At 67.3% G+C, this 19,694-nt stretch carries 21 protein-coding genes, 3 tRNA genes and 1 pseudogene; 16 read left to right on the top strand and 9 right to left on the bottom strand.

Annotated features, from left to right (window positions below; all coding sequences use genetic code 11):
* Window position 1: 1 nt before the first annotated feature.
* On the bottom strand, window positions 2–352 hold the full coding sequence (locus CP983_RS17670) for a GntR family transcriptional regulator (protein ID WP_308436552.1): 351 nt from the start codon (window positions 350–352) through the stop codon (window positions 2–4).
* A gap of 412 nt (window positions 353–764) precedes the next feature.
* Between CP983_RS17670 and CP983_RS17665 the strand changes: the two genes are divergently transcribed.
* Window positions 765–2,252, top strand: coding sequence for a hypothetical protein (locus CP983_RS17665; protein ID WP_150500383.1), 1,488 nt, complete (start codon window positions 765–767; stop codon window positions 2,250–2,252).
* 233 nt (window positions 2,253–2,485) lie between these two features.
* Here CP983_RS17665 and CP983_RS17660 read toward each other — a convergent pair whose 3' ends face one another.
* The 5 genes from CP983_RS17660 to CP983_RS17640 form a co-directional block, all read right to left on the bottom strand.
* Complete coding sequence (locus CP983_RS17660; RefSeq protein WP_150500382.1) at window positions 2,486–3,742, bottom strand: PIN domain-containing protein; 1,257 nt, start codon at window positions 3,740–3,742, stop codon at window positions 2,486–2,488.
* A 289-nt stretch (window positions 3,743–4,031) separates the two neighbouring features.
* A complete protein-coding gene (gene ku, locus CP983_RS17655; protein WP_150500380.1) occupies window positions 4,032–4,916 on the bottom strand; it encodes a non-homologous end joining protein Ku in 885 nt (294 codons plus the stop codon).
* 69 nt (window positions 4,917–4,985) lie between these two features.
* Window positions 4,986–5,195 (bottom strand): DUF6207 family protein, encoded by a 210-nt coding sequence (locus CP983_RS17650; protein WP_150500378.1) that lies wholly within the window; start codon window positions 5,193–5,195, stop codon window positions 4,986–4,988.
* Window positions 5,196–5,280: 85 nt separating this feature from the next.
* Window positions 5,281–5,481 carry a hypothetical protein gene (locus CP983_RS17645; RefSeq protein WP_150500376.1) on the bottom strand — a complete coding sequence of 67 codons (201 nt, stop codon included), beginning with the start codon at window positions 5,479–5,481 and terminating at the stop codon, window positions 5,281–5,283.
* A gap of 33 nt (window positions 5,482–5,514) precedes the next feature.
* The gene (locus tag CP983_RS17640) at window positions 5,515–5,940 is read right to left on the bottom strand and encodes a DUF6233 domain-containing protein (RefSeq protein ID WP_229914938.1); all 426 of its coding nucleotides are present in this window, start codon (window positions 5,938–5,940) and stop codon (window positions 5,515–5,517) included.
* 88 nt (window positions 5,941–6,028) lie between these two features.
* On the opposite strand from CP983_RS17640, the gene CP983_RS17635 reads away from it, so the two are divergent.
* The 5 genes and pseudogenes from CP983_RS17635 to CP983_RS17620 all read left to right on the top strand — a co-directional run bounded on the left by CP983_RS17635 (window position 6,029) and on the right by CP983_RS17620 (window position 10,331).
* Window positions 6,029–7,036 (top strand): DNA polymerase Y family protein, encoded by a 1,008-nt coding sequence (locus CP983_RS17635; RefSeq protein WP_150500374.1) that lies wholly within the window; start codon window positions 6,029–6,031, stop codon window positions 7,034–7,036.
* 331 nt (window positions 7,037–7,367) lie between these two features.
* A pseudogene (locus CP983_RS45200) lies at window positions 7,368–7,709 on the top strand (toll/interleukin-1 receptor domain-containing protein); the annotation flags it as partial.
* A gap of 168 nt (window positions 7,710–7,877) precedes the next feature.
* Entirely contained in the window at window positions 7,878–9,809 is a 1,932-nt protein-coding gene (fxsT, locus tag CP983_RS17630; protein WP_244364952.1) for an FxSxx-COOH system tetratricopeptide repeat protein, read from the top strand.
* Between the two features lie 144 nt (window positions 9,810–9,953).
* Window positions 9,954–10,032: transfer RNA gene (locus CP983_RS17625), tRNA-OTHER, on the top strand.
* An 86-nt stretch (window positions 10,033–10,118) separates the two neighbouring features.
* A complete protein-coding gene (locus CP983_RS17620; RefSeq protein WP_150500370.1) occupies window positions 10,119–10,331 on the top strand; it encodes a hypothetical protein in 213 nt (70 codons plus the stop codon).
* 218 nt (window positions 10,332–10,549) lie between these two features.
* Here the strand turns inward: CP983_RS17620 and CP983_RS17615 are convergent, their stop codons facing one another.
* Both CP983_RS17615 and CP983_RS17610 read right to left on the bottom strand, forming a co-directional pair.
* Window positions 10,550–11,206 carry an SDR family oxidoreductase gene (locus CP983_RS17615; protein WP_030947623.1) on the bottom strand — a complete coding sequence of 219 codons (657 nt, stop codon included), beginning with the start codon at window positions 11,204–11,206 and terminating at the stop codon, window positions 10,550–10,552.
* Window positions 11,207–11,449: 243 nt separating this feature from the next.
* Window positions 11,450–12,712 (bottom strand): amidohydrolase family protein, encoded by a 1,263-nt coding sequence (locus tag CP983_RS17610; protein WP_107904152.1) that lies wholly within the window; start codon window positions 12,710–12,712, stop codon window positions 11,450–11,452.
* Between the two features lie 230 nt (window positions 12,713–12,942).
* Between CP983_RS17610 and CP983_RS17605 the strand changes: the two genes are divergently transcribed.
* From CP983_RS17605 to CP983_RS17565, 9 genes are all read left to right on the top strand, one after another.
* A tRNA-Thr gene (locus tag CP983_RS17605) sits at window positions 12,943–13,015 on the top strand.
* A 46-nt stretch (window positions 13,016–13,061) separates the two neighbouring features.
* A tRNA-Met gene (locus CP983_RS17600) sits at window positions 13,062–13,134 on the top strand.
* 90 nt (window positions 13,135–13,224) lie between these two features.
* Window positions 13,225–13,389: a 50S ribosomal protein L33 gene (gene rpmG, locus CP983_RS17595; protein WP_003948671.1), complete on the top strand. Its 165-nt coding sequence runs from the start codon at window positions 13,225–13,227 to the stop codon at window positions 13,387–13,389.
* 162 nt (window positions 13,390–13,551) lie between these two features.
* Entirely contained in the window at window positions 13,552–14,016 is a 465-nt protein-coding gene (locus tag CP983_RS17590; RefSeq protein ID WP_125529047.1) for a MaoC family dehydratase N-terminal domain-containing protein, read from the top strand.
* A gap of 5 nt (window positions 14,017–14,021) precedes the next feature.
* Entirely contained in the window at window positions 14,022–14,450 is a 429-nt protein-coding gene (locus CP983_RS17585) for a MaoC family dehydratase (RefSeq protein WP_107904149.1), read from the top strand.
* Between the two features lie 115 nt (window positions 14,451–14,565).
* Window positions 14,566–15,129, top strand: a complete 564-nt coding sequence (locus CP983_RS17580; RefSeq protein WP_125529048.1) for a TetR/AcrR family transcriptional regulator — start codon at window positions 14,566–14,568, stop codon at window positions 15,127–15,129.
* A gap of 98 nt (window positions 15,130–15,227) precedes the next feature.
* Window positions 15,228–16,688, top strand: coding sequence for an MFS transporter (locus tag CP983_RS17575; protein ID WP_150500368.1), 1,461 nt, complete (start codon window positions 15,228–15,230; stop codon window positions 16,686–16,688).
* 68 nt (window positions 16,689–16,756) lie between these two features.
* Entirely contained in the window at window positions 16,757–17,137 is a 381-nt protein-coding gene (locus CP983_RS17570; RefSeq protein ID WP_107904142.1) for a DUF3291 domain-containing protein, read from the top strand.
* A gap of 47 nt (window positions 17,138–17,184) precedes the next feature.
* Window positions 17,185–18,279, top strand: coding sequence for a UDP-N-acetylmuramate dehydrogenase (locus CP983_RS17565; protein ID WP_373309868.1), 1,095 nt, complete (start codon window positions 17,185–17,187; stop codon window positions 18,277–18,279).
* A 34-nt stretch (window positions 18,280–18,313) separates the two neighbouring features.
* Here the strand turns inward: CP983_RS17565 and CP983_RS17560 are convergent, their stop codons facing one another.
* Window positions 18,314–18,946: an NAD(P)-dependent oxidoreductase gene (locus tag CP983_RS17560; RefSeq protein ID WP_150500364.1), complete on the bottom strand. Its 633-nt coding sequence runs from the start codon at window positions 18,944–18,946 to the stop codon at window positions 18,314–18,316.
* A gap of 107 nt (window positions 18,947–19,053) precedes the next feature.
* On the opposite strand from CP983_RS17560, the gene CP983_RS17555 reads away from it, so the two are divergent.
* Complete coding sequence (locus CP983_RS17555) at window positions 19,054–19,650, top strand: TetR/AcrR family transcriptional regulator (protein ID WP_150500362.1); 597 nt, start codon at window positions 19,054–19,056, stop codon at window positions 19,648–19,650.
* Window positions 19,651–19,694: the final 44 nt, after the last annotated feature.

The following is a 19,694-nucleotide window of genomic DNA, read 5'->3' as shown; positions in this document are numbered from 1 at the left end:
GCTAGGAACGCTCCTCTCGAATCGGCACGGCACTGACGGTCCGCACCTTGCCTTGCCCTCCACTGGCCAGTACGCCGGCCGCCACCAGCTTGTCCAGAGCCTTGGTCACGGTGGGGCGTGAGACTCCGAACTGTCTAGCTAGAACGGATGCGCTGGGGAAAGCTGCCCCTACTTCGAGCCCTTCATCCGTAACGATGTCAGCGATCCGGTCTTCCAACGAGCGCCGGTCGGCTCGATCGCCTGCGCGTGTGACACGCCACCGTCCGCCCGGCACCGGTTCTGCGACGCCGTCTCGCTGGAGGGCACCGAAGGCACGGAGGACGACCCCACGCGAGATTTCATAGTCGTGCATGAGGTCCGCAGCAGACGGCAGTTCGGTCATGCCAGGGTCCGCCTCGATCCTTGACCTCAGGGCGTCAGCGATCTTTAGGAAGGTTCCACGCGGGCTGGGCTGCTGCGACACTCGCTCCCCCTCTTCGTCCTCTTATTGTCTCCCAGGCATTGGCCATCCTGCCAGGAGCCCTGGGCGGCGCAGACGTGAAGCAGCTAGCCATCTCCCTGGCGGCCTGCTGTGTGCGGGTTTCCCCAGAGGGCTTGGCCGACCTGATTGGTTTGCTCCCCGCTCGTCCGATCCGGACCGTAATGTGTTGGACATGGCCACAGTTCCCCTGTCCCCAGAGACTGTCACCAGTCTCGTGCAACTTCGCTCCCTCCTTGCTTCTGCGGATCGAGCCAGCCGCTCAAACTCATCCATTACAAGACCCATGGCAGTAGTCTTGCTTGACGCTGTGAACGAAAGAGTCACGCATTTCGCGGCTATTTTTCTCAACCTCACTATCCCGAACAGGGCTGGTTTTGAACAGATCATGGAGGTTGTGAAGAATGATCTTGGGGGTCGCTGGTCAACGCCCACATGGCCAGATATTCGCAGATTGCATAGAACGCGTAACCTTGTTCAACACGAAGGGCTAGAGGTCGATCAGAAGAACGTCAACGTATGGGCCTCAGCGACATCTTCTTACACCCGTTCCTTGGTTGCTGCCGTTTGGGGTGTAAACGTAAATGAAGTCACGTTGGCAGAGGCTGTGAAAGATACCGACCTTCGAGTGTTGCTGGATGAGGCCGAGAAGCGCCTTTTGCGGAATGATCCTGCTGACAGTATCCGAAAATCGCAAGATGCATTCCGAGTCGCATACGATCACTGGCGGAAACAGTACCGCCGTCGGACCCCCTTTCACCACGAGCCAATGAGCCATGAAGTACTTGATACCAAGGGGTATCAGTACCTAAAGAGGGAAGTGTCGGAAGTAAACGATGCATCAGTTGCAATGGCGCTCTCGGGGGATCCCGGAGAGTACGTATGGTTCCGAGATGTCACCGCGAATCCGGAAGCGATGGATGTTGCTACTTTGGACGAGGCGCAGCGAGCGCTAGGATTCGTATTCGGATGGATCACCAGATGGGAGTCGTTTCAGGAATCCTTTATTCCTGACCGTTGGTATCAGCGTCAGGCGGAGCAGCGTCGTATCCGCTCCTCCTCCGTGTGTGCGAGTGTCAGTGATGTCAGGGTGCGTGGGGAGCAAGGGAAATTCCTAATCGAAGTGGACCTGATGGACGTCCCGCCGAACGACGAATTCAACGTGTGGCGAGATATTCTGACTCGTCTAGTTAGTGACGGTCTTGAGCCCAAAGGGTGGTGCAAAGTAACTGACAGCGGGCAGCTCACGATTTGGCTCACTAAAGAAGCTGAGCTTCCGTCAGGCCTGGCCGATCAGATTTCCACGGCACTTTTGCGGGTCGAGGACGAGATCGCACAGAAGCGATCCGAGAGTGAAGCATCTCGCAATGCGCTGCGAGCTGAGGCGGATTCATACGAGGAGTCATACGAGGCCGCCAAGGAAGGGTTCCCAGCATGGGTCGAGCGCGTTTGGTTGACGGAGTTTCGAGAGATTCGTGGCGGTCAGCCACAGAGTCGACTCATGTTCTCGGTTACGCCTGAAGCGCGGCATTTTTGGCGGAACATCTCGTCCGATCTTCCTGCTCGCTCAGATGTAGAGTCATGCATTCTTGATAGCAGTGAGGGGGCGTTTCGCGTCTCTCCTCAGATCAGTGTTGAAGAATTGTGCTCAGTGCTACAGAGCATTTCAGAGGAAATTGAAGGGCTGATTGTGCAGGAAGTGAACTCTGAGAACGCGAAGGCCGAGCTGCGTAGATCCCTGGAATCCGAACTACGGGCGAAGTTCCGCTTGTAGGAGCATAGCCGGAAGGGATAGTCTCTTCTTGAAGAACGCGGTCTCAAAAGTGCCGTCAGCTCTCCTCGTCACCAAGCCGTACGGGGAGTGCAGGGCTTATGCAACGGTGCGAGAGTTTTCGTAAGCCGCTTTTTCCGGAGGTGACACAAAGGTCTCAATGCAGGGCGAGGCTGAGGCCTCGCCTATCTGGGAAGCGTTGCGATTTGGAAGGGCTTGCGTGTCTTCGATAGGATCTACTCCTGATCAGCTAGGATATTTTCGATATTCTGCAATCTCTGGAACAGTCGGATCTCCTGCTCGGCGAGTTTTCGGAGTTCCGTAGAAGCTTCTTTCATGTTGGATGAGTGGATCAATAGACGTCTATTCCCCTCTTCGAGAAGTGACTTATTGTAAGGGTCTTCCTTGCTAGTTGGGTCCTGCTCCATTTTTTCCTGTAGAAGCTTGATTTGTGCGGCCAGCTCTGCCGCGTCGGACCTCTCTATATCCCTAACACTCCTAGTTGCCTCGATCTCGCTTGAAACTCTCGCCAACTCGGCAGCGACTGCGGCATACTGCTGGTTCAGTTCTCGCTGACGAGCCTGATCCTTCTGCCTCTCGGCAGCCTGGTCGATAGTGTCCTGACTAACGGCGACTTCGAGTGCCTGTCCAGCTCGCGAGAGCAGTTCGGATAGCGTGAGGTGATGATAATCCGCACCCGCACTGCTCTGCATTTCTGCAATCAGCTCGGGGCGCGGTCCGATAGCCAAACCGCACTGATATCTGATCCAGTCGTCTTTGACGTCTGTCGAAACGAAGAGAATGGGCTGCTTATTTTTTGTCGCGTGGTCGACCATTTGTAGCCAAAGCAGGCAGTCGCCGAGTCCGTTTTCCCCCTTGCTCTTGAAATCTTTGTAGCCAGGAGGGATTTCATTTTCGCCTCTGCGTTGGGCCTCGGCCTCAAGTTCTGACTTTGTTGTCTTGTCTAGGTTTTCCCCTACCTTGCCGTCGAGAAGGACGGACAGCTCCTCTAGAATCGGGTCGTGGGAAGCAAGCTTTCCCGCACTTAAATCGAAGTCTGACAGGTCTTGCTTTATGCGTGACTCGATGCCACTCAGGGCCTCATTGAATGGATGCATATAATCGTCGGATTTCGGGCCAGCGAGTGAACGCAGTTTCGCGAGATCTCGAAGATTCTTTCTCAGCTCACTGATGGACTCGGCAACCGCTTCAGATTTTTTTCTCAGTGCATTGAGGTGGGCGTCCAGAGATGAAATGCGGTTCCGGTGGAACTCGTCTGCCACCTGCCTCGGTATCCAAATGCGAGGAGCCAAAGCGTGCAAGACTCCGAAATACTCTTCTCTGGCAGATCGCTCCATCCTGTACAGACTGAGAAGAGCGTTTGTGTCCAGCACGATTACGCTGCTCTTTATTGCATATTCGATGTCTGCCTTATCCTTCCGCCAATAACCTTCGTACCCGGCGGTGAAAGTCCCCTTGTGATACTTGGTCACGTGGCCCCCAGCTCTCGCTTCACTGCTCCTAGGCTAGGCAAGATGAGGCATCGATGGCGGCGTTTTGCCATCGATGAACTTACGGTCTCAGTCGCGGTCTCGCTTGAGGTCAAGTCCGAGGCAATCCGCTTGGGTCCGTCATAGTCCGGCTAGCGGGCTGAACAGGCGTGCAGTGCTCATGACGTACGCCTGTGGACGCCCGCGGCCCAAGATCGGACAATTCGCAATGCGCAGGTCTGAAGGCTCAGTGCGCGAGGCGTCGGCCGCGCAGGGCTATGGGCCGCTACCCCTAGGCGCTACGCGGCCGTCGTACCGATGTCCTCTTCGCGGTCGTCTTCTTGGCCGCGGTCTTCTTCTTCGGCATCTCGTGTGCGTCGCCGGCGCCTGCGCCGCGGGCGGCTTGCGCCTTGGCCACGGATTCGTTAAGGGCGGTCATCAGGTCGAGGACCTTGCCGCCCGTCTCTTCGGGCTCGGGTGCCTTGGGCAAGGGTTTGTCGTCGCGTTTGGCTTCGATGACCTTGGCCAGGGCGTCGGTGTAGGTGTCGCGGAATTCGGGATCGTCGAGGTCGTCGCGGGTCATGCTGTCCATGAGGGCCAGGGCGCCGTCGAGCTCGTCCTCGGTCAGTTCCACGGGCTCAGGCAGCAGCTCGGCAGGGTCGCGGATCTCGTCGGGCCAGCGCATGGCGTGCAGCACGATGACGTCGTCCTTCACGCGCAGGACGCCCAAGCGCTCCCGCCCGGACCAGGCGTACTTGGCGACGGCGACCTTCGAAGAACGGCCAAGGGCCTGAACAAGAAGCCGGTACGGTTTCGCCGCCACCTGGCCGGACGGCTGGAGGTAGTAGCCCTCGCCGATCCGGATCGGGTCGATCGACTCCAGCGGCACAAAGGCCTCGATCTCGATCGCCTTGGCCGTCGGCAGGGGGATCTCGCGCAGCTCCTCGTCGCTGATCGGGATGACCTGTTCCTTGGTCAGCTGGTAGCCCTTGCCGATCTCAGCCTGCGCGACCTCGCGGTCCTCGACCTCGCAGTACTTGCGCACACGCACCCGGCCCATGTCCTCCAGGTGGTACTGGTGGAAGCGGATGCTGTGGTCCTCGGTCGCGCTGACCACATTGATCGGCACCGTGACCAGGCCGAAGCTGATGGCACCTGACCAGATCGATCGAGGCATGACGTACCTCCGCAATTGCCCCGAGCAACATCAGCCTACGACGCCACGCGCATCTCGCCAGGCGTGCTGCTACAAGCCGGGTGCCTGGCGCAGGTCGAGGAAGCAGCGCAGCCGCACGCCCGGCTCGCCAGGCACCCGTGTCGTGCGTTCCGCCGGCGCGAGAGCGCATTGTCCGGCGAGTAGTTGCTGGACGGCGAAGGCGGTCGCGTCGTCGGCCGCCGCGACCTCGACCACAGCCAGTCCCGGCTCTGCCACATGTGCTTCGTTGATCGGCCTCATGAACGGCACCACGCGGTCAGGGCTGGGGTGGTTCTGCGATCGGAAGGGCTTCACCCGATCGCGTGCCCGACGGGTAATGCGGGGGTCAGGGGCGGTTGCTGGCCATGCGCACGTTCGGGCCCCACTTCTCCTTCGCCGCTGCCATGCACCACTGGCACAGCGGGCTGCCGCCGCGGCCGTAGCGGTGGGTCTTGCGATGGCAGGCGCAGCAGGGGCCGACCTGGTCGCCGGAGCAGGTGAGCGCGGACGGGTCCGGCTCGCTGATCCGGGGCGGGGGTGTAGTCATCGTGTGGGTCCTGTTCCGGGTGACGGTCCTGCGTCACCGCGGTCGAAGAGTACGCCTCGGATGGCACGGTTGTTCGATCTTGCGTGCCGGGCGTGAGGGGCCTGTGCTGCGCCGCCGGGCTAAGTCGAGGATGTGCAGCCGGGTGCCGGGCTCGCAGTGGGTACAGGCTTCGAGGCCTGCGACGAGGAGGCGGCGGGCTTCGTCGCGGCTGACCGCGCGGCGCCGCTTGCCCGCGATGTAGCAGTCGCCGGCATGAACCTGCACGGGGGCGCGGTCGGCGCCGATGCCGAGTTCGACGATCCAGTCCGGCCGCTCGGGCTGGCTCTGCCGGCCGCGTTCCTCTTCGGCCTGCCGCCGCTGAACGGCTGCGATCTTGCGGTCGATGCGCTCCACCCACAGGGCATGCCAGACGCGCAGCGTGTGGAGTCGCTCCAGATCGGGCGGCAGGTCATCGAACACATTTTTGATTCTATGCTCACGATCCGGCTCGCTACCCTCGCGTGTTCGATTTTCTGTTCGATAACGTGAGGTGTGGGAGGTGAGGGTGATGACCCCAGACGGAACGGCACACCAGGTCTCGACGGTGATGCATGTGCGCTGCCCGGACCGGCTGGGGGAGGAGACCTACCGGCAGGTCCTGGAGCTGCTCGCGGAGCTCTCCCCGGTCGTGCAGGCCCTGCCGCCCACGGCTGCCCTGGTGGAACTGAAGGGCGCGCTGCGCTACCACGGCACCGACACGCGCCGCCTGGGCGAGGTCCTGCGCGTGCGTTCCCTCTCACGGCTGGGCGTCGACGTCCGCGTCGGCATCGGCCCCTCGATCACGGTCGCGGCCACCGCCTCCACCCAGATCCCGAAGCCCGGCGGAGTCCTGGCCGTCGAACCCGGAGAGGCCGGCCCGTGGCTGGCGCCGCTGCCGGTCGACGCCCTGCACGGCATCGGGCCCCGTCAGGCCGAAACGCTGATCGACTACGGGATCCACAGCGTCGGCCTGCTCGCCGCCGTTCGGCCAACCACGGTGCAGCGCCTGCTCGGAGGGCGTGCCGGCCGCACCGCCGCCGACCGAGCCCGCGGCATCGACCCTCGACCCGTCGTCCCACGCGACCTGCCTGCGGCCGTGACCGTCCGCTGGAGGTTCGACCGGCACACGCTGGACGGCGCCGACGCCCGCGCCGCCCTCCTCAACCTGGTCATCCGCCTCGGACAACTGCTCCGCGGCCGCGACCAGGCGGCCCGCGCGCTCACCCTCACCCTCACGTTCACTGGCGACGGCCGCTGGGGGAAGACCCGTCGCCTCGCCGAACCGTCCGGACACGACGACGACCTGCGCCTGATCGCCTGCCAGCTGATGGACGCCGCCGGCCTGCAACGCGGCCGCCTGACCGCACTCGCCCTCAAGGGCGAGGACCTCATCGACGCCGACCGTGTCGCCCAGCAGATCAGCCTGGACGGCACGCGCGAGTCCCGGCTCATCGCCGAAGCGGCTGTCGACCGGGTCCGCGGCAAGTTCGGCCCCCGCCGCATCGGCCCCGCCACCGTCTTCCGCCGCGCCTCATGACCCGAACCGCTCCTGGAGGTGAGCTGTGATCCTCAACCCGCCCAGACTCGCCGCCGGTTCGGCACAGCGGCGTGGACGGGTGACGGGGCGGCAGGGGAGCAAAGGTGCGGGCTGCGGCCGTGAGGCCGCGGAACACCGCTTTGAGCATGGTTCGTTGATAGCGGCACACGATGGGGCGCGATCAGTGGTTTCTCACATGCGCCGTTCGTGTGGATGAGATCGTCGTACCGGAGCGATGAAACCAACCGAATCGGTGCAAGTTCGTGTGTGGTGGTCAGGGTGGGTTCTAGTCTCGATGCAGGGTTGATGCGGGGCTGGTACGGGGGTCCAGGTGGCAGGTGTCGAGGATGGCGCGGGCGAAGACCGTGTGTTCGTCTCGCATGCGGGGGCGGATCTTGCTTGGGCGGAGTGGGTAGCCTGGCAGTTGCAGGATGCCGGGTATGAGGTGGAGTTGGCTGCCTGGCACTGGGGGGCCGGGGACAACTTCGTGACGAACATGGATAGGGCCTTGGCTGGCGGGCCGATGGTGGCACTGTTCTCGGCCGCGTACTTCGACTCTGAGCGATGGACCACTGAGGAGTGGACGGCCAAACTGGCGGGCCGGGAGAGGCTGATCCCGGTTCGGGTCGAGGACTGTGCTGTACCGCCGATGCTGCGAGCATTACTCGCACCAGAGCTCTTCGGAGTAGGCGAGGACAGGGCGCGGGAAGTGCTCCTGGCTGCGATAGCAGGACCGACTGGGTCTCCACGAGTGTGTCCACGGTTTCCGGGCCAGGGTGGGGCGGGGCGGTTGCGGAGTATGGGGGCGACCGGCCCGCGGCTGCCGGGCACGTTGCCGAGGGTGTGGAACGTTCCGGCCCGCAATCCCGGATTCGTGGGCCGGGATGACCTGCTGGTAGAGGTTCGATCCCGGCTGGCGGGCGGCCGTGCGGTGGCGGTGGTGGCGCTGGACGGCCGTGGTGGTGTGGGCAAGACACAATTGGCTGCCGAGTACGCCCACCGGTTTTGCGGGGAGTATGAGCTGGTGTGGTGGGTGCGGGCGGAAGACCCGGCCCTGATTCCCGGCCAGTTGGCTCTGCTGGCGGTTGAGACCGGGGCTGCTCAACCGGACACACCGCCCGAGAAGGCGGTGCAGGCGCTGGGGCACGAGCTGCGGTCGCGAGCGCGCTGGCTCGTCGTCTTCGACAACGCGGAGGATCCCGAAGCCTTGGCGGACTTCGTCCCGTCCGGGGCAGGTCATGTGCTGATCACCTCTCGCAACCCGGACTGGCACAGCGTGGCCTCGCCATTGGACGTCGACGTGCTGGCTCGCCGGGATGCGGTCGACCTGCTGCGCCGCCGGACGCCATGGCTGTCGGAAATCGATGCGGGGCGTCTGGCCGAGGCGCTGGATGACCTGCCGCTGGCCTTGGTACAGGCGGCAGCGGTCCTGACGACGACGACCGTGGACGACTACCTGGCATTGCTGGCAAACAACGCCAGCGAGGTCACTGACGAAGGCAGGCCGCGTGACTATCGATGGTCGCTGGCCGCACAGATCCGGCTGAGTATGCGACGGCTGCGGGCGCTGGACCCCGAGGCGGCAGACGTGATGAACGCCTGTGCGCTGCTGGCCCCCGAGCCGTTTTCCCTGCCCACCGGCAGTGGGCAAGGAACCCACGAAGACGCGTCTGTGAGTCTGGTGGTGACAGACCGACCCACCAGAACCCGTGTCCTGTCGACCCTCCACCAGCACGGGCTGGCCCGGGTAGCGGGCGGCAGCCTCCACCTGCACCGCCTCACCCAAGCCGTCCTCAAAGACCAGCTCACCACCGAGGAGCGCGTCGCCGCGGCCAAGAACGCCAGCTTTCTGCTCGCCGCGGCGTACCCCGGGGGGGCGCAGGAACCTGCTTCCTGGCCTCGCTGGCCCGACCTTCTGCCTCACCTGCTGGCGATCGACCCGACCGACTTGGTCACCGGCGATGCACGCTTCGCCGCCTGCGAAGCATGTCTGTACCTCGTTGAACGTGGCAGCGCACCGGCCGTCCTGCCCCGCCTTGATGCCCTGCACAAAGCCTGGAACACCCTGCTGGGCCCTGATCACGTACACACTTGGTGGGCAGCCAACTATGTGGCGTCGGCTACTGCTCTCTCTGGCGATCGGGAACGCGCCTATGCCATTCACCAGGACCTGTTCGATCGGCAGCGGCGAGCGCTGGGTGAGGATCACCCCCACACCATGTTGTCCGCGGCCTCTCTGGCGGTTCGGTTGGTTGCCGTGGGGCGAGTGGAGGAGGCCTTGGAGTTGGGTGAAGAGACCCTGGCCCGGCAGCGGCAGGTGTTGGGTGAGGACCACCCCAACACACTGTTGTCCGCGGCCTCTCAGGCGCTCCGGTTGGCGAGCGCGGGGCGGGTGGAGGAGGCCTTGGAGTTGGGTGAAGAGACCCTGGTCCGGCAGCGGCGGGTGTTGGGTGAGGACCACCCTCAGACGTTGATGAGCGCGACCGGGATGGTGCTCTGGTTGGTTGCCGCGGGGCGGGTGGAGGAGGGCTTGGAGTTGGGTGAAGAGACCCTGGTCCGGCAGCGGCGGGTGTTGGGTGAGGACCACCCTCAGACGTTGATGACCGCGTCCAACCTGGCGGTCCGGTTGGTTGCCGCGGGGCGGGTGGAGGAGGCCTTGGAGTTGGGTGAAGACACCCTGGTCCGCCAGCGGCGGGTGTTGGGTCAAGACCACCGCAGCACCCTGGTCACGGCACATTGGCTCGACGGTGCTTCACGACACAGCCATGACTGACACCGCCTAGTGATCTGGTCCTGAGTTCACGTCTCGCCACGTCAGTCGTGGTTCGTTTCAGATTCTGGCTCGGACGATTCCTGGACGAGGCATGGACGGGGACCAGAGTGACGCTCGCCGCCTGATAAGTCTCTCCAGCTCAGAGGCAACGCGCCGGGGTCATCAACGGCGGACTGTAAATCTGCCGGCTCAGCCTTCCCAGGTTCGAATCCTGGCGCCGCCACACTGGGGAAAACCCCTCCGATCTACGGAAGCGTAGAGCGGAGGGGTTTTCGCGTTCCCGGGGTGCGCCCGGGGCACACTGATCCCATGAGCACGCGTCGCAGAAGTTGCCCCGAGTGCCGACGGGACATCGCCGTCGTCGCCGGCCGGTTCGCACGGCACGACCCGCCGGGCGCGCGGGAGCACGGCGAACTCGTGTCGTGCCCCGGATCACGGCGACACGCGGAACTCGGTGCGGCACAGCCCGCGTTGGACGGGTACGCCGTGCCCGACTTCCCCGGCCAGCTTCCGCTCTTCTGAACCCTGAGGGCGCTCGGCCGTGAACTCCCGCGCCGACCAGCCCAGTAGCCCAACAGGCCGGTAGCCCAACAGGCCGGTAGCCCAACAGGCCGGTAGCCCAACAGCCCATCAGGCCGTTCCGCTTAGCCGTACGGCCCAGCCCCACAGCCTGCCGCCGGACCCCGTTCAGATGCCGCCGGAGCCGCCGGAGCCGCCTTGGGCCCCGGCGCCATCCATCCTCAGTTCCCCGCCACCGACTTCACCGCCACCGACACCGGGGCCGAGCCGCTGATGAGTTCGAGTGTCAGGCCGTGCGTGGCCGGGGTGTCGAGCAACTCCGCGAGTACGGCGGCCACGTCGTCGCGTGGGATCGGGCCGCGGCCGGTGTGGGCCTCCAGGCGCACCTGGCCGTTCCCGGCGTCGTTCGTCAGCATTCCGGGGCGCAGGATCGTCCAGTCCAGGGCGTCCAAGCCGCGGACGTACTCGTCGGCTGCGCCCTTGGCGCGCAGATAGACGTCGAAGATCTCGTCGCCCTTGTGCTGCGGGTCCGCGCCCATCGACGACACGACCAGGAAGCGCCGTACGCCCGCCCGGACCGCCGCGTCCGCGAACAGGACGGCCGCCCCCTTGTCCACCGTGTCCTTGCGGTCCGTTCCGCTGCCCGGGCCCGCGCCGGCCGCGAAGACCGCCGCGTCCGCGCCCTGGAGATGGGAGGTCACCTCCTCGACGGACGCCGACTCCAGGTCCAGCACGACGGGTTCGGCACCGGCCTCCCGCAGATCGGCGCTCTGTTCGGCCTTGCGGATGATCCCCGCGACCTCGTCCCCGCGCGCGGCGAGCAGCTTCTCCAGCCGCAACGCGATCTGACCATGACCACCAGCGATGACAATGCGCATGATTCCGACCGTACGCCCGGACAGCCGCATCCGCCGCACGACTTCAGCCACGCCCCAGTGCCCTGGAAGCGTGCGCCTCACATAAGGGCGTCAGGGGCGCAGGTCATCGGCGCATGCGCGCGATCGCGCACCCGGCCGTGCGCCCCTCAAGTCCCGCCCGCGCCGCCTCACGCCAGTCCCGCCCGCATCGCCTCACGCCAAGTCCGCCCGCACTGCCCAACGCCAGGTCCCGCCCGCGCCGCCTCACGACAACTCCCCCCGCCCCTGCCGGGGCAGCCCCAACTCCGCGGCCACCGCCGAGTTGCAGTACTCCCGCACCGCGCTCGTCCGCGCCACCACCCGCCCGCGGTGCACCACGATGCGGCTGTACGCCAGCGACAGCGCGCCCGACAGCCGGTCCCCGCGGACCGCCAGCAGTTCGGCCGGGAAGCCCGCCTCCACCCGCACCTCGGGCAGACCCAGTGCCGCCCGCGCCGAGGCGCTGACACAGTCGTACGCGTCCTCGGGGCGCAGCCCGTGGCGGGAGGCCAGCAGGTACGCGGCCTCCAGCGGGTCCCCGCGGCCGACCGGGTTCGACACGTCCCGCAGGGCACCGCTCCCGGCGGCGACGCGCACGCCGGCGGAGCGCAGCAGTCGTACGGGCGCCGTCGCCCGTCGCTCCACGCCCCCGCAGCCGCCCTGCGGCAGGCACACGACCGTCACACCTGCCGCGGCGAGCTGGTCCGCGGCGCGGGAGGCCACCTGGGCGGGCAGTCGCCCCAGGCCGCCGCACGGGCCGAGCGTCACGCCGGGGCGCAGACCACCGGCCATCGCGGCGACGCGGGACAGCCGCGCCGGATCGGTGGCGTCGGTGTGCAGGTCGACGGGGCAGCCGTGCTCGGAGGCGACCTCCAGGACGGCCTCCACGTAGCCCGTCGGATCCGGGTCGAGGTCGGGACAGCCGCCGACCACCGACGCGCCCATCTTCACGGCGTCCCGCAGCATCGCGAGCCCGTCGGCCCCGGCGACGCCGGTCAGCAGCCGGGGCATCGCCACGGTCGTCAGCTCGGTGAGCCCGCGCAGCGAACGACGTGCCTGGAGTACGGCGGCGAGCGCGTTCAGCTCCTGGATCTCGTCCACGCGCACATGTGCCCGCAGCACGGTCGCGCCGTGCCCGAGCTGGAGCAGGGCGGCCTCGGTGGCCCGTCGCTGCACGTCATGAGGGTCGTAGGAGACCGGTCCGCCCTCGTCGGCGGAGAGCGCGGTGTCGCCGTGGGCGTGCGGTTCGGCCGGGGCAGGCAGAAGCAGATAGCCGCCGAGGTCCACGCGCGTCCCGCACGCGCGTGTGCCGCCCGCCAGGCTGCCGGCCGTGCCGACCGCCTCGATGCGCCCGCCGTCCAGCCGTACGTCCACGGTCCGGCCGTCGGTCAGCCGTGCCCCGCACAGCAGCAGGGCACCCGGGTCGGCCGGTCCGGACGAGCCCGACGAGGAGGACGAATGGGGCGGCTGGGGGTGGCTGTCGGGCATCGCACTCCAGAGGCAAGATCACGCAGAGTGAGTCGAGCCTAGGGTCACGAGGAGGCGGCGGAGCGCAGGAGCGCAATAGTCGTACCGGTGTGGTCCGCCGAACGGGAGCATGTCCGCGGTACCGCGGTGGCCTGCGAGGTGTCCGCGCGGGTCCGCCGATCGGCCGCAGAACCGGGCCGCGAAACGGATTTGGGTGAACGGCGGCTGAGCGTGTAATGTCTTCATCGCTCGCCCCAATAGCTCAGTCGGTAGAGCGTCTCCATGGTAAGGAGAAGGTCTACGGTTCGATTCCGTATTGGGGCTCTGGTGTGAGAGGTTCCCGCCGCGAGGCGGGAACGGATCACATCAAAGCGGTGTAGCTCAGTCGGTAGAGCAAGCGGCTCATAATCGCTGTGTCACCGGTTCAAGTCCGGTCACCGCTACTGACAGTAGCCGATTGCGGGGTCGGTCCTTCGATCGGCTACTCTTTCTTGCGTTAAATCAATCCCACCCGTTCGTCAAGGAGCACTCACGTGGCTGCCACCGACGTCCGCCCGAAGATCACGCTGGCCTGCGTGGAGTGCAAGGAGCGGAACTACATCACCAAGAAGAACCGGCGTAACAACCCGGACCGTCTTGAGATGAAGAAGCACTGCCCGCGTTGCAACGCGCACACCGCGCACCGCGAGACGCGATAAATCAGGCTCGTACGCGAGGCCGCCCCCCGACAGTGGGGGCGGCCTCGCGTCGTTTCTGGCCCGGTTACCGGTCGGTTCCGGCCGGTCCAGGCGCATCAGCCCGGCGCATCAGTCAGGCGAACCAGCAGGTCAACCGCAGCAGACAGCAGGAGGTACCGGGCCATGGCGCTCGACCAGTCCTTCGTGGGGCGGAGCTACCCGCCCACCGAGCCCTATGAGGTGGGCCGGGAGAAGATCCGCGAGTTCGCGGAGGCCGTGGGGGACACCAACCCGGCGTACACCGACCCGGAGGCCGCCAAGGCGCTCGGCCACCCGGATGTGATCGCCCCGCCGACCTTTGTCTTCTCGATCACCTTCAAGGCGGCCGGACAGGTCGTCGAGGACCCCCAGCTGGGCCTGGACTACAGCCGGGTCGTGCACGGTGACCAGAAGTTCGCGTACACCCGGCCGGTGCGCGCCGGCGACCGGCTGTCCGTCACCTCGACCATCGAGGCCGTGAAGTCCATGGCGGGCAACGAGATCGTGGACATCCGCGGTGAGGTCCACGACGAGGCGGGCGAGCATGTCGTGACCGCCTGGACGAAGCTCGTGGCTCGCGGGGCGGACGCCGAAGAAGGGCAGGGCTGAGCGTCATGACGGCGAAGATTGCGTACGGTGACGTCGAGGTCGGCACCGAGCTGCCCGCCCAGAACTTCCCCGTGACCCGTGCCACGCTCGTCCAGTACGCGGGCGCCTCAGGGGACTTCAACCCGATCCACTGGAACGAGAAGTTCGCCAAGGAGGTCGGGCTGCCGGACGTCATCGCGCACGGCATGTTCACCATGGCCGAGGCGATCCGTGTGGTCACCGACTGGACCGGCGACCCGGCGGCGGTCGTCGAGTACGGCGTCCGCTTCACCAAGCCGGTCGTCGTGCCGAACGACGACCAGGGCGCCACGATCGAGGTCAGCGGCAAGGTCGCGGCCAAGCTCGAAGACAACAAGGTCCGCGTGGACCTGACCGTGGTCAGCGAGGGCCGCAAGGTGCTCGGCATGTCCCGGGCGGTCGTGCAGCTCGCGTGAACGGCATGCGCGTGCCGTGAGGTAAGGGGCGTTCTCCATGGTGGGGCGCCCCTTACGCATTTCTGGTGGGCCGCCCCCTTGACCAAGTTAGTGATTGAGTACTAACTTTCTTCTCATGGTCAGGATGAGTGCAGAGGAGAGGCGCGAGAGTGTCGTCCGTGCGGCGATGACCGAGTTCGCCCGCGGCGGCTACTACGGCACGTCCACGGAGGCGATCGCCAAGCGGGTCGGCGTCTCGCAGCCGTATCTCTTCCGGCTCTTCCCGGGCAAGAAGGCGATCTTCCTCGCCGCGGCCGAACGCTGCGTGGAGGACACCATCCGGATGTTCGAGGACGCCGCCGAAGGGGTGGAGGGCGAAGAGGCCCTGCATGCCATGGGTGACGCGTACCGGAAGGTCGTCTCGGAAGAGCCCGAGCGGCTGATGATGCAGATGCAGATGTACCTCGCCGTGGCGGCCGCCGAGCAGGAAGGCGACCACGAGTTCGGCGAGGCGGTGCGGGCCGGCTGGACCCGGCTGTGGGACACCGTCCATCTGCCGCTGGGGGCCGACGTCGGCGAGACGACGACCTTCATGGCGTACGGGATGCTCATCAACTGCCTGGTGGCCATGGGGTTTCCGCCGGATCACCGGGTCTGGGCGGGGATGGACCCGGCGGGGCGGGACGAGGAGCGGGAGTAGAAGCGGGGTGGCAAGGGTCACCCTGTCTTTTTATGACTGCCAAAGTTAGTGATCGATAACTATCCATGTAAGCGGAACGCATCACCCCAGGGGGAGCGATGTCACACCACACCGATCAGAACGCGCGGGCAGCCCGCCCGGGCGGGGCCGTATGGGCCCTCGTCATCACGAGCGTCGCCGGGTTCATGGCCGCGCTCGACAACCTCGTCGTCACCACCGCACTGCCCTCCATCCGTGAGGATCTGGGCGGAGCGCTGCACGACCTGGAGTGGACGGTGAGTGCGTACACACTCACCTTCGCCGTCCTGCTGATGTTCGGCGCGGCCCTCGGTGACCGCTTCGGCCGCCGCAGGCTCTTCCTCGTCGGTATCTCGATCTTCACCGTCGCGTCCGCCGCCGCGGCCCTCGCGCCCGGCATCGACTCCCTGATCGCCGCCCGCGCGGTCCAGGGCGCCGGTGCGGCGATCATGATGCCGCTGACGCTGACCCTGCTGACGGCAGCCGTGCCCGCGGCCAAGCGCGGGATGGCGTACGGCATCTGGGGTGCCGTCAACGGGCTCGCGATCGCGTCCGGGCCGCTCATCGGCGGCAGCCTCACGGAGCACATCTCCTGGCAGTGGATCTTCTGGCTGAACGTTCCGCTGGGCATCGCCCTGCTGCCGCTCGCCCGCCTGCGCCTCGCCGAGTCGCACGGCACCGGCGCCCGGCTCGACATCCCCGGCACCCTGCTCGCCAGCGGCGGCCTCTTCGGGATCGTGTACGGCCTGGTGCGCGGCCCCGCCGACGGCTGGACCGGACGTCTGGTCCTGACCGGCCTGTTCGCCGGAGGCGCCCTGCTCGTCGGGTTCGTCATCTACAGCACCCGCGCCAAGAACCCGATGCTGCCGATGCGGCTGTTCCGCTCCCGGGCGTTCTCCGGGATCAACGCCGCGAGCATGCTGATGTTCCTCGGGATGTTCGGGTCGATCTTCCTGCTCAGCCAGTACATGCAGGGAGTGCTCGGCTACTCGCCGACCGAGGCGGGCCTGCGGATGCTGCCGTGGACCGGCATGCCGATGCTGGTCGCGCCGATCGCCGGCATCCTCGCCGACCGCATCGGCGGCCGGCCCGTCGTCGCCACCGGCCTGTTCCTCCAGGCCGCGGGGCTCGCGTACATGGCGTCCGTGGTCACCGTCGACGTCTCCTACGCCGCCCAGCTGCCCGGCCTGATCATCAGCGGCGTCGGCATGGCACTGTTCTTCGCCCCGGCCTCCCACCTGGTCATGTCCAGCGTCCGCGCCTCCGAACAGGGCATCGCGTCCGGCGCCAACAACGCACTGCGCGAGGTCGGCGGCGCGCTCGGCATCGCCGTCATGGCGTCGATCTTCTCCGCGCAGGGCGGCTACGAGAGCGGCCAGAGCTTCGTCGACGGTCTGCGGCCCGCCCTGGTCACCGGCGCCACCGTGGTCGCCGTCGCCGGCGTCGCGGCCCTGATCATCCCGTCGCGACGGCGGGCCGAGGCGGCCGAGGACCCGGCCGAGCAGGCCCCGGAGCGGGTGCTGGAGACGGCCGCCGGCTGATCCCGCCAGCCCTGGCTCCACCCCATCGACGGCACCGAATCCGGACCACGAGGACACGAGGAGCAGTCATGCCCACCCTTCCCTGGACCGTCCCGAACCCCGCACCGCCCGGCAGCGAGGCGCACGTCTTCGCCTCCCGCTTCGAGACCCGCACCCTCTGGGGAGCGTTCCGCTTCCTCGCCCGCACGCCGGGCGTGTGGTGGCAGGTGAGCCGGGCGCCCGGCGCATACGGCGCCTCCCTGAAGGCGGAGCCCTTCAAGCGCACCTTCTGGACGCTGTCGGCGTGGGAGTCGCCCGCGGCGCTGAAGGACTTCGCCCGCTCCGGCACGCACGCCCCCACCTCACGCGGGCTGGCGGCGCAGATGCGGGACGCGAAGTTCGCCACCTGGCAGGTGCCCGGCGAGGATCTCCCGCTCGACTGGACGGAGGCGTTCCGGCGGCTGACGTGAACGGCACGCGCGCGTGGAGCGCGCATCGGCCCCGGCACTCCACAGGGGTGCCGGGGCTGTCGGTGGCGTCTCGTAGTCTTGAGCGCGTGCAGGAACTCCACGACGCCCCCCTCGCCCCCTTCACCACCTTCCGGCTGGGTGGCCCCGCCACCCGTCTGGTCACCGCCACCTCCGACGCCGAGGTGATCGACGTCGTGCGCGAGGCCGACGCCGCCGGGACCCCGCTGCTGCTCATCGGCGGCGGATCGAACCTGGTCATCGGCGACAAGGGCTTCGCGGGCACCGCACTCGTCATCGCCACCAAGGGCTTCGAGCTGGACGGCACCACGCTCGAACTGGCCGCCGGCGAGGTGTGGACCGACGCCGTCGCCCGCACCGTCGAGGCCGGGCTCGCCGGGGTCGAGTGCCTCGCCGGAATCCCCGGCTCCGCGGGCGCCACACCGATCCAGAACGTCGGCGCCTACGGCCAGGAGGTCTCCTCGACGATCATCGAGGTGATCGCGTACGACCGCCGGTCCGGCGAGACGGTCGTCATCCCGAACGCCGACTGTGCCTTCTCCTACCGCCACAGCCGCTTCAAGGCCGACCCCGAGCGCTACGTCGTCCTGCGCGTCCGCTTCCGGCTGGAGGACGCCGACGGGCTCTCGGCCCCCGTGAAGTACGCCGAGACCGCGCGCGCCCTCGGCGTCGAGGTCGGCGACCGCGTGCCGCTGGCCGCCGCCCGCGAGACGGTGCTGAAGCTCCGTACCGGCAAGGGCATGGTCCTGGACCCCGAGGACCACGACACCTGGTCGGCCGGATCGTTCTTCACCAACCCGATCCTCACAGCCGAGCAGTTCGCGGCGTTCCACGCACGCGTGCGCGAGCACCTCGGCGACGGCACCGAGCCGCCCGCCTACCCGGCGGGGGAGGGGCACACCAAGACCTCCGCGGCCTGGCTCATCGACAAGGCCGGCTTCACCAAGGGGTACGGCACGGGCCCCGCCCGCATCTCCACCAAGCACACCCTCGCCCTCACCAACCGCGGTGAGGCGACCACCGAGGACCTCCTCGCGCTCGCCCGCGAGGTCGTCGCCGGCGTCCGCGAGACCTTCGGCATCACGCTGGTCAACGAGCCGGTGACGGTCGGCGTCAGCCTGTAGCGCCAGCGCGGGGCTTCGGCGGCCGCGTGCGGCCTCAGTAGGCGACGCCCACGCCCTGCTTCACCGTGGCCGGGTCGCCGACCGCCGCCAGCATGGCGTGCGCCACATCGGCGCGCCCCAGGAAGCGGCCCCGGACCGGGAACCCGCCCACGACCTTCCGGTACGAGCCGGTGAGCGGCTTGTCCTGGAGCCGGGGCGGCCGCACCGACGTCCACTCCGTGGAGCTGCGGGCCAACTCGGCCTCCATCTCCCGCAGATCGGCGTAGATGTCCTTGAGGACCGCCGAGACGATGCCGCGCGCCGCCCGGTCTACGAAGCCGTCGCCCTCCGCCTCGGGGCCGACCGGTGCCGCGCTCACCACGACCAGCCGCCGCACCCCCTCGGCCTCCAGAGCGCCGAGCACCGTACGCGTCAGACGCGCCGCGATCCCGGCGTCCTTGCGGCTGCGGGCACCGAGCCCGGACAGCACCGCGTCCCGTCCGGCCACGGCGGGGCGCAGCGCCTGCGGGTCGGTCAGATCCGCGCGGAACACCTCCAGCCGGTCGCCGGTGACGGGGAAGCGGGCGGGGTCCCGGACAATGGCCGTGACCTCGTGACCGGCGTCCAGCGCCTGGCGGACGATCTCCTTGCCGGTGCCTCCCGTGGCACCGAAGACGGTGAGTTTCATGAGCTCTCCCGGGTGGGTGGGATTCGGGTGGGTGAGTATTCACTCACCCCCATCTCCTCTAGAGTGAGTAAGTACTCACCCACCCGTCAAGGGCGATTGGACGTTTCATGGAGAACCGACCCACCCGCGTTCGACTGCTCGACGCCGCCCACGACCTGATGCTCACCGTCGGGCTGGCGCGGGCTACGACGAAGGAGATCGCGCGGGCGGCCGGGTGCTCCGAGGCGGCGCTGTACAAGCACTTCGCCAGCAAGGAGGAACTCTTCATCCAGGTGCTCACCGAGCGGCTGCCTCCGCTGCGGCCCCTGCTCAGCGGCCTCGCGGCCGAGCCCGGCCGGCACTCCGTCCAGGAGAACCTCACCGAGATCGCCCGCCAGGCCGCGCTGTTCTACGAGCAGAGCTTCCCGATCGCCGCGTCGCTGTACGCGCAGACCGAGCTCAAGCGGCGGCACGACGACGCCGTACGGCAGATGGGGGCCGGCCCGCACGTGCCGATCCAGGAGCTCGACACCTACCTGCGGGCGGAGCAGGAGCTGGGCCGGGTCCGCACGGACGCGGACACGTTCGCGGCGGCCTCGCTGCTGATGGGCGCCTGCGCGCAGCGGGCGTTCGCCTACGACGCGACCAGGGAGGCGGTACGGCCGCCGGTGGACGAGTTCGCCGCCCGGCTGGCCCGCACGCTCCTCGCCGGCATCGCCGACTGACAGCCGGCCCCGCGAGCGAGGCGGACCGGGCAGCCGGTCCTGAC

The sequence above is a fragment of the Streptomyces chartreusis genome (assembly GCF_008704715.1).
Lineage (GTDB): Bacteria > Actinomycetota > Actinomycetes > Streptomycetales > Streptomycetaceae > Streptomyces > Streptomyces chartreusis.
Note: the sequence above shows the minus strand (reverse complement) of the source record. Positions and strands in the feature narration are given on the sequence as shown.

Coding starts and splice junctions, on each gene's coding strand:
- CP983_RS17560 (WP_150500364.1), bottom strand. CDS start 18,946: ATGAAACTCACCGTCTTCGGTGCCACGGGAGGCACCGGCAAGGAGATC.
- CP983_RS17555 (WP_150500362.1), top strand. CDS start 19,054: ATGGAGAACCGACCCACCCGCGTTCGACTGCTCGACGCCGCCCACGAC.
- CP983_RS17570 (WP_107904142.1), top strand. CDS start 16,757: ATGCCCACCCTTCCCTGGACCGTCCCGAACCCCGCACCGCCCGGCAGC.
- CP983_RS17635 (WP_150500374.1), top strand. CDS start 6,029: ATGACCCCAGACGGAACGGCACACCAGGTCTCGACGGTGATGCATGTG.
- CP983_RS17575 (WP_150500368.1), top strand. CDS start 15,228: ATGTCACACCACACCGATCAGAACGCGCGGGCAGCCCGCCCGGGCGGG.
- ku (WP_150500380.1), bottom strand. CDS start 4,916: ATGCCTCGATCGATCTGGTCAGGTGCCATCAGCTTCGGCCTGGTCACG.
- CP983_RS17580 (WP_125529048.1), top strand. CDS start 14,566: ATGGTCAGGATGAGTGCAGAGGAGAGGCGCGAGAGTGTCGTCCGTGCG.
- CP983_RS17650 (WP_150500378.1), bottom strand. CDS start 5,195: ATGAGGCCGATCAACGAAGCACATGTGGCAGAGCCGGGACTGGCTGTG.
- CP983_RS17610 (WP_107904152.1), bottom strand. CDS start 12,712: ATGCCCGACAGCCACCCCCAGCCGCCCCATTCGTCCTCCTCGTCGGGC.
- CP983_RS17645 (WP_150500376.1), bottom strand. CDS start 5,481: ATGACTACACCCCCGCCCCGGATCAGCGAGCCGGACCCGTCCGCGCTC.
- CP983_RS17590 (WP_125529047.1), top strand. CDS start 13,552: ATGGCGCTCGACCAGTCCTTCGTGGGGCGGAGCTACCCGCCCACCGAG.
- CP983_RS17665 (WP_150500383.1), top strand. CDS start 765: ATGGCAGTAGTCTTGCTTGACGCTGTGAACGAAAGAGTCACGCATTTC.
- CP983_RS17585 (WP_107904149.1), top strand. CDS start 14,022: ATGACGGCGAAGATTGCGTACGGTGACGTCGAGGTCGGCACCGAGCTG.
- CP983_RS17620 (WP_150500370.1), top strand. CDS start 10,119: ATGAGCACGCGTCGCAGAAGTTGCCCCGAGTGCCGACGGGACATCGCC.
- CP983_RS17615 (WP_030947623.1), bottom strand. CDS start 11,206: ATGCGCATTGTCATCGCTGGTGGTCATGGTCAGATCGCGTTGCGGCTG.
- CP983_RS17670 (WP_308436552.1), bottom strand. CDS start 352: ATGCACGACTATGAAATCTCGCGTGGGGTCGTCCTCCGTGCCTTCGGT.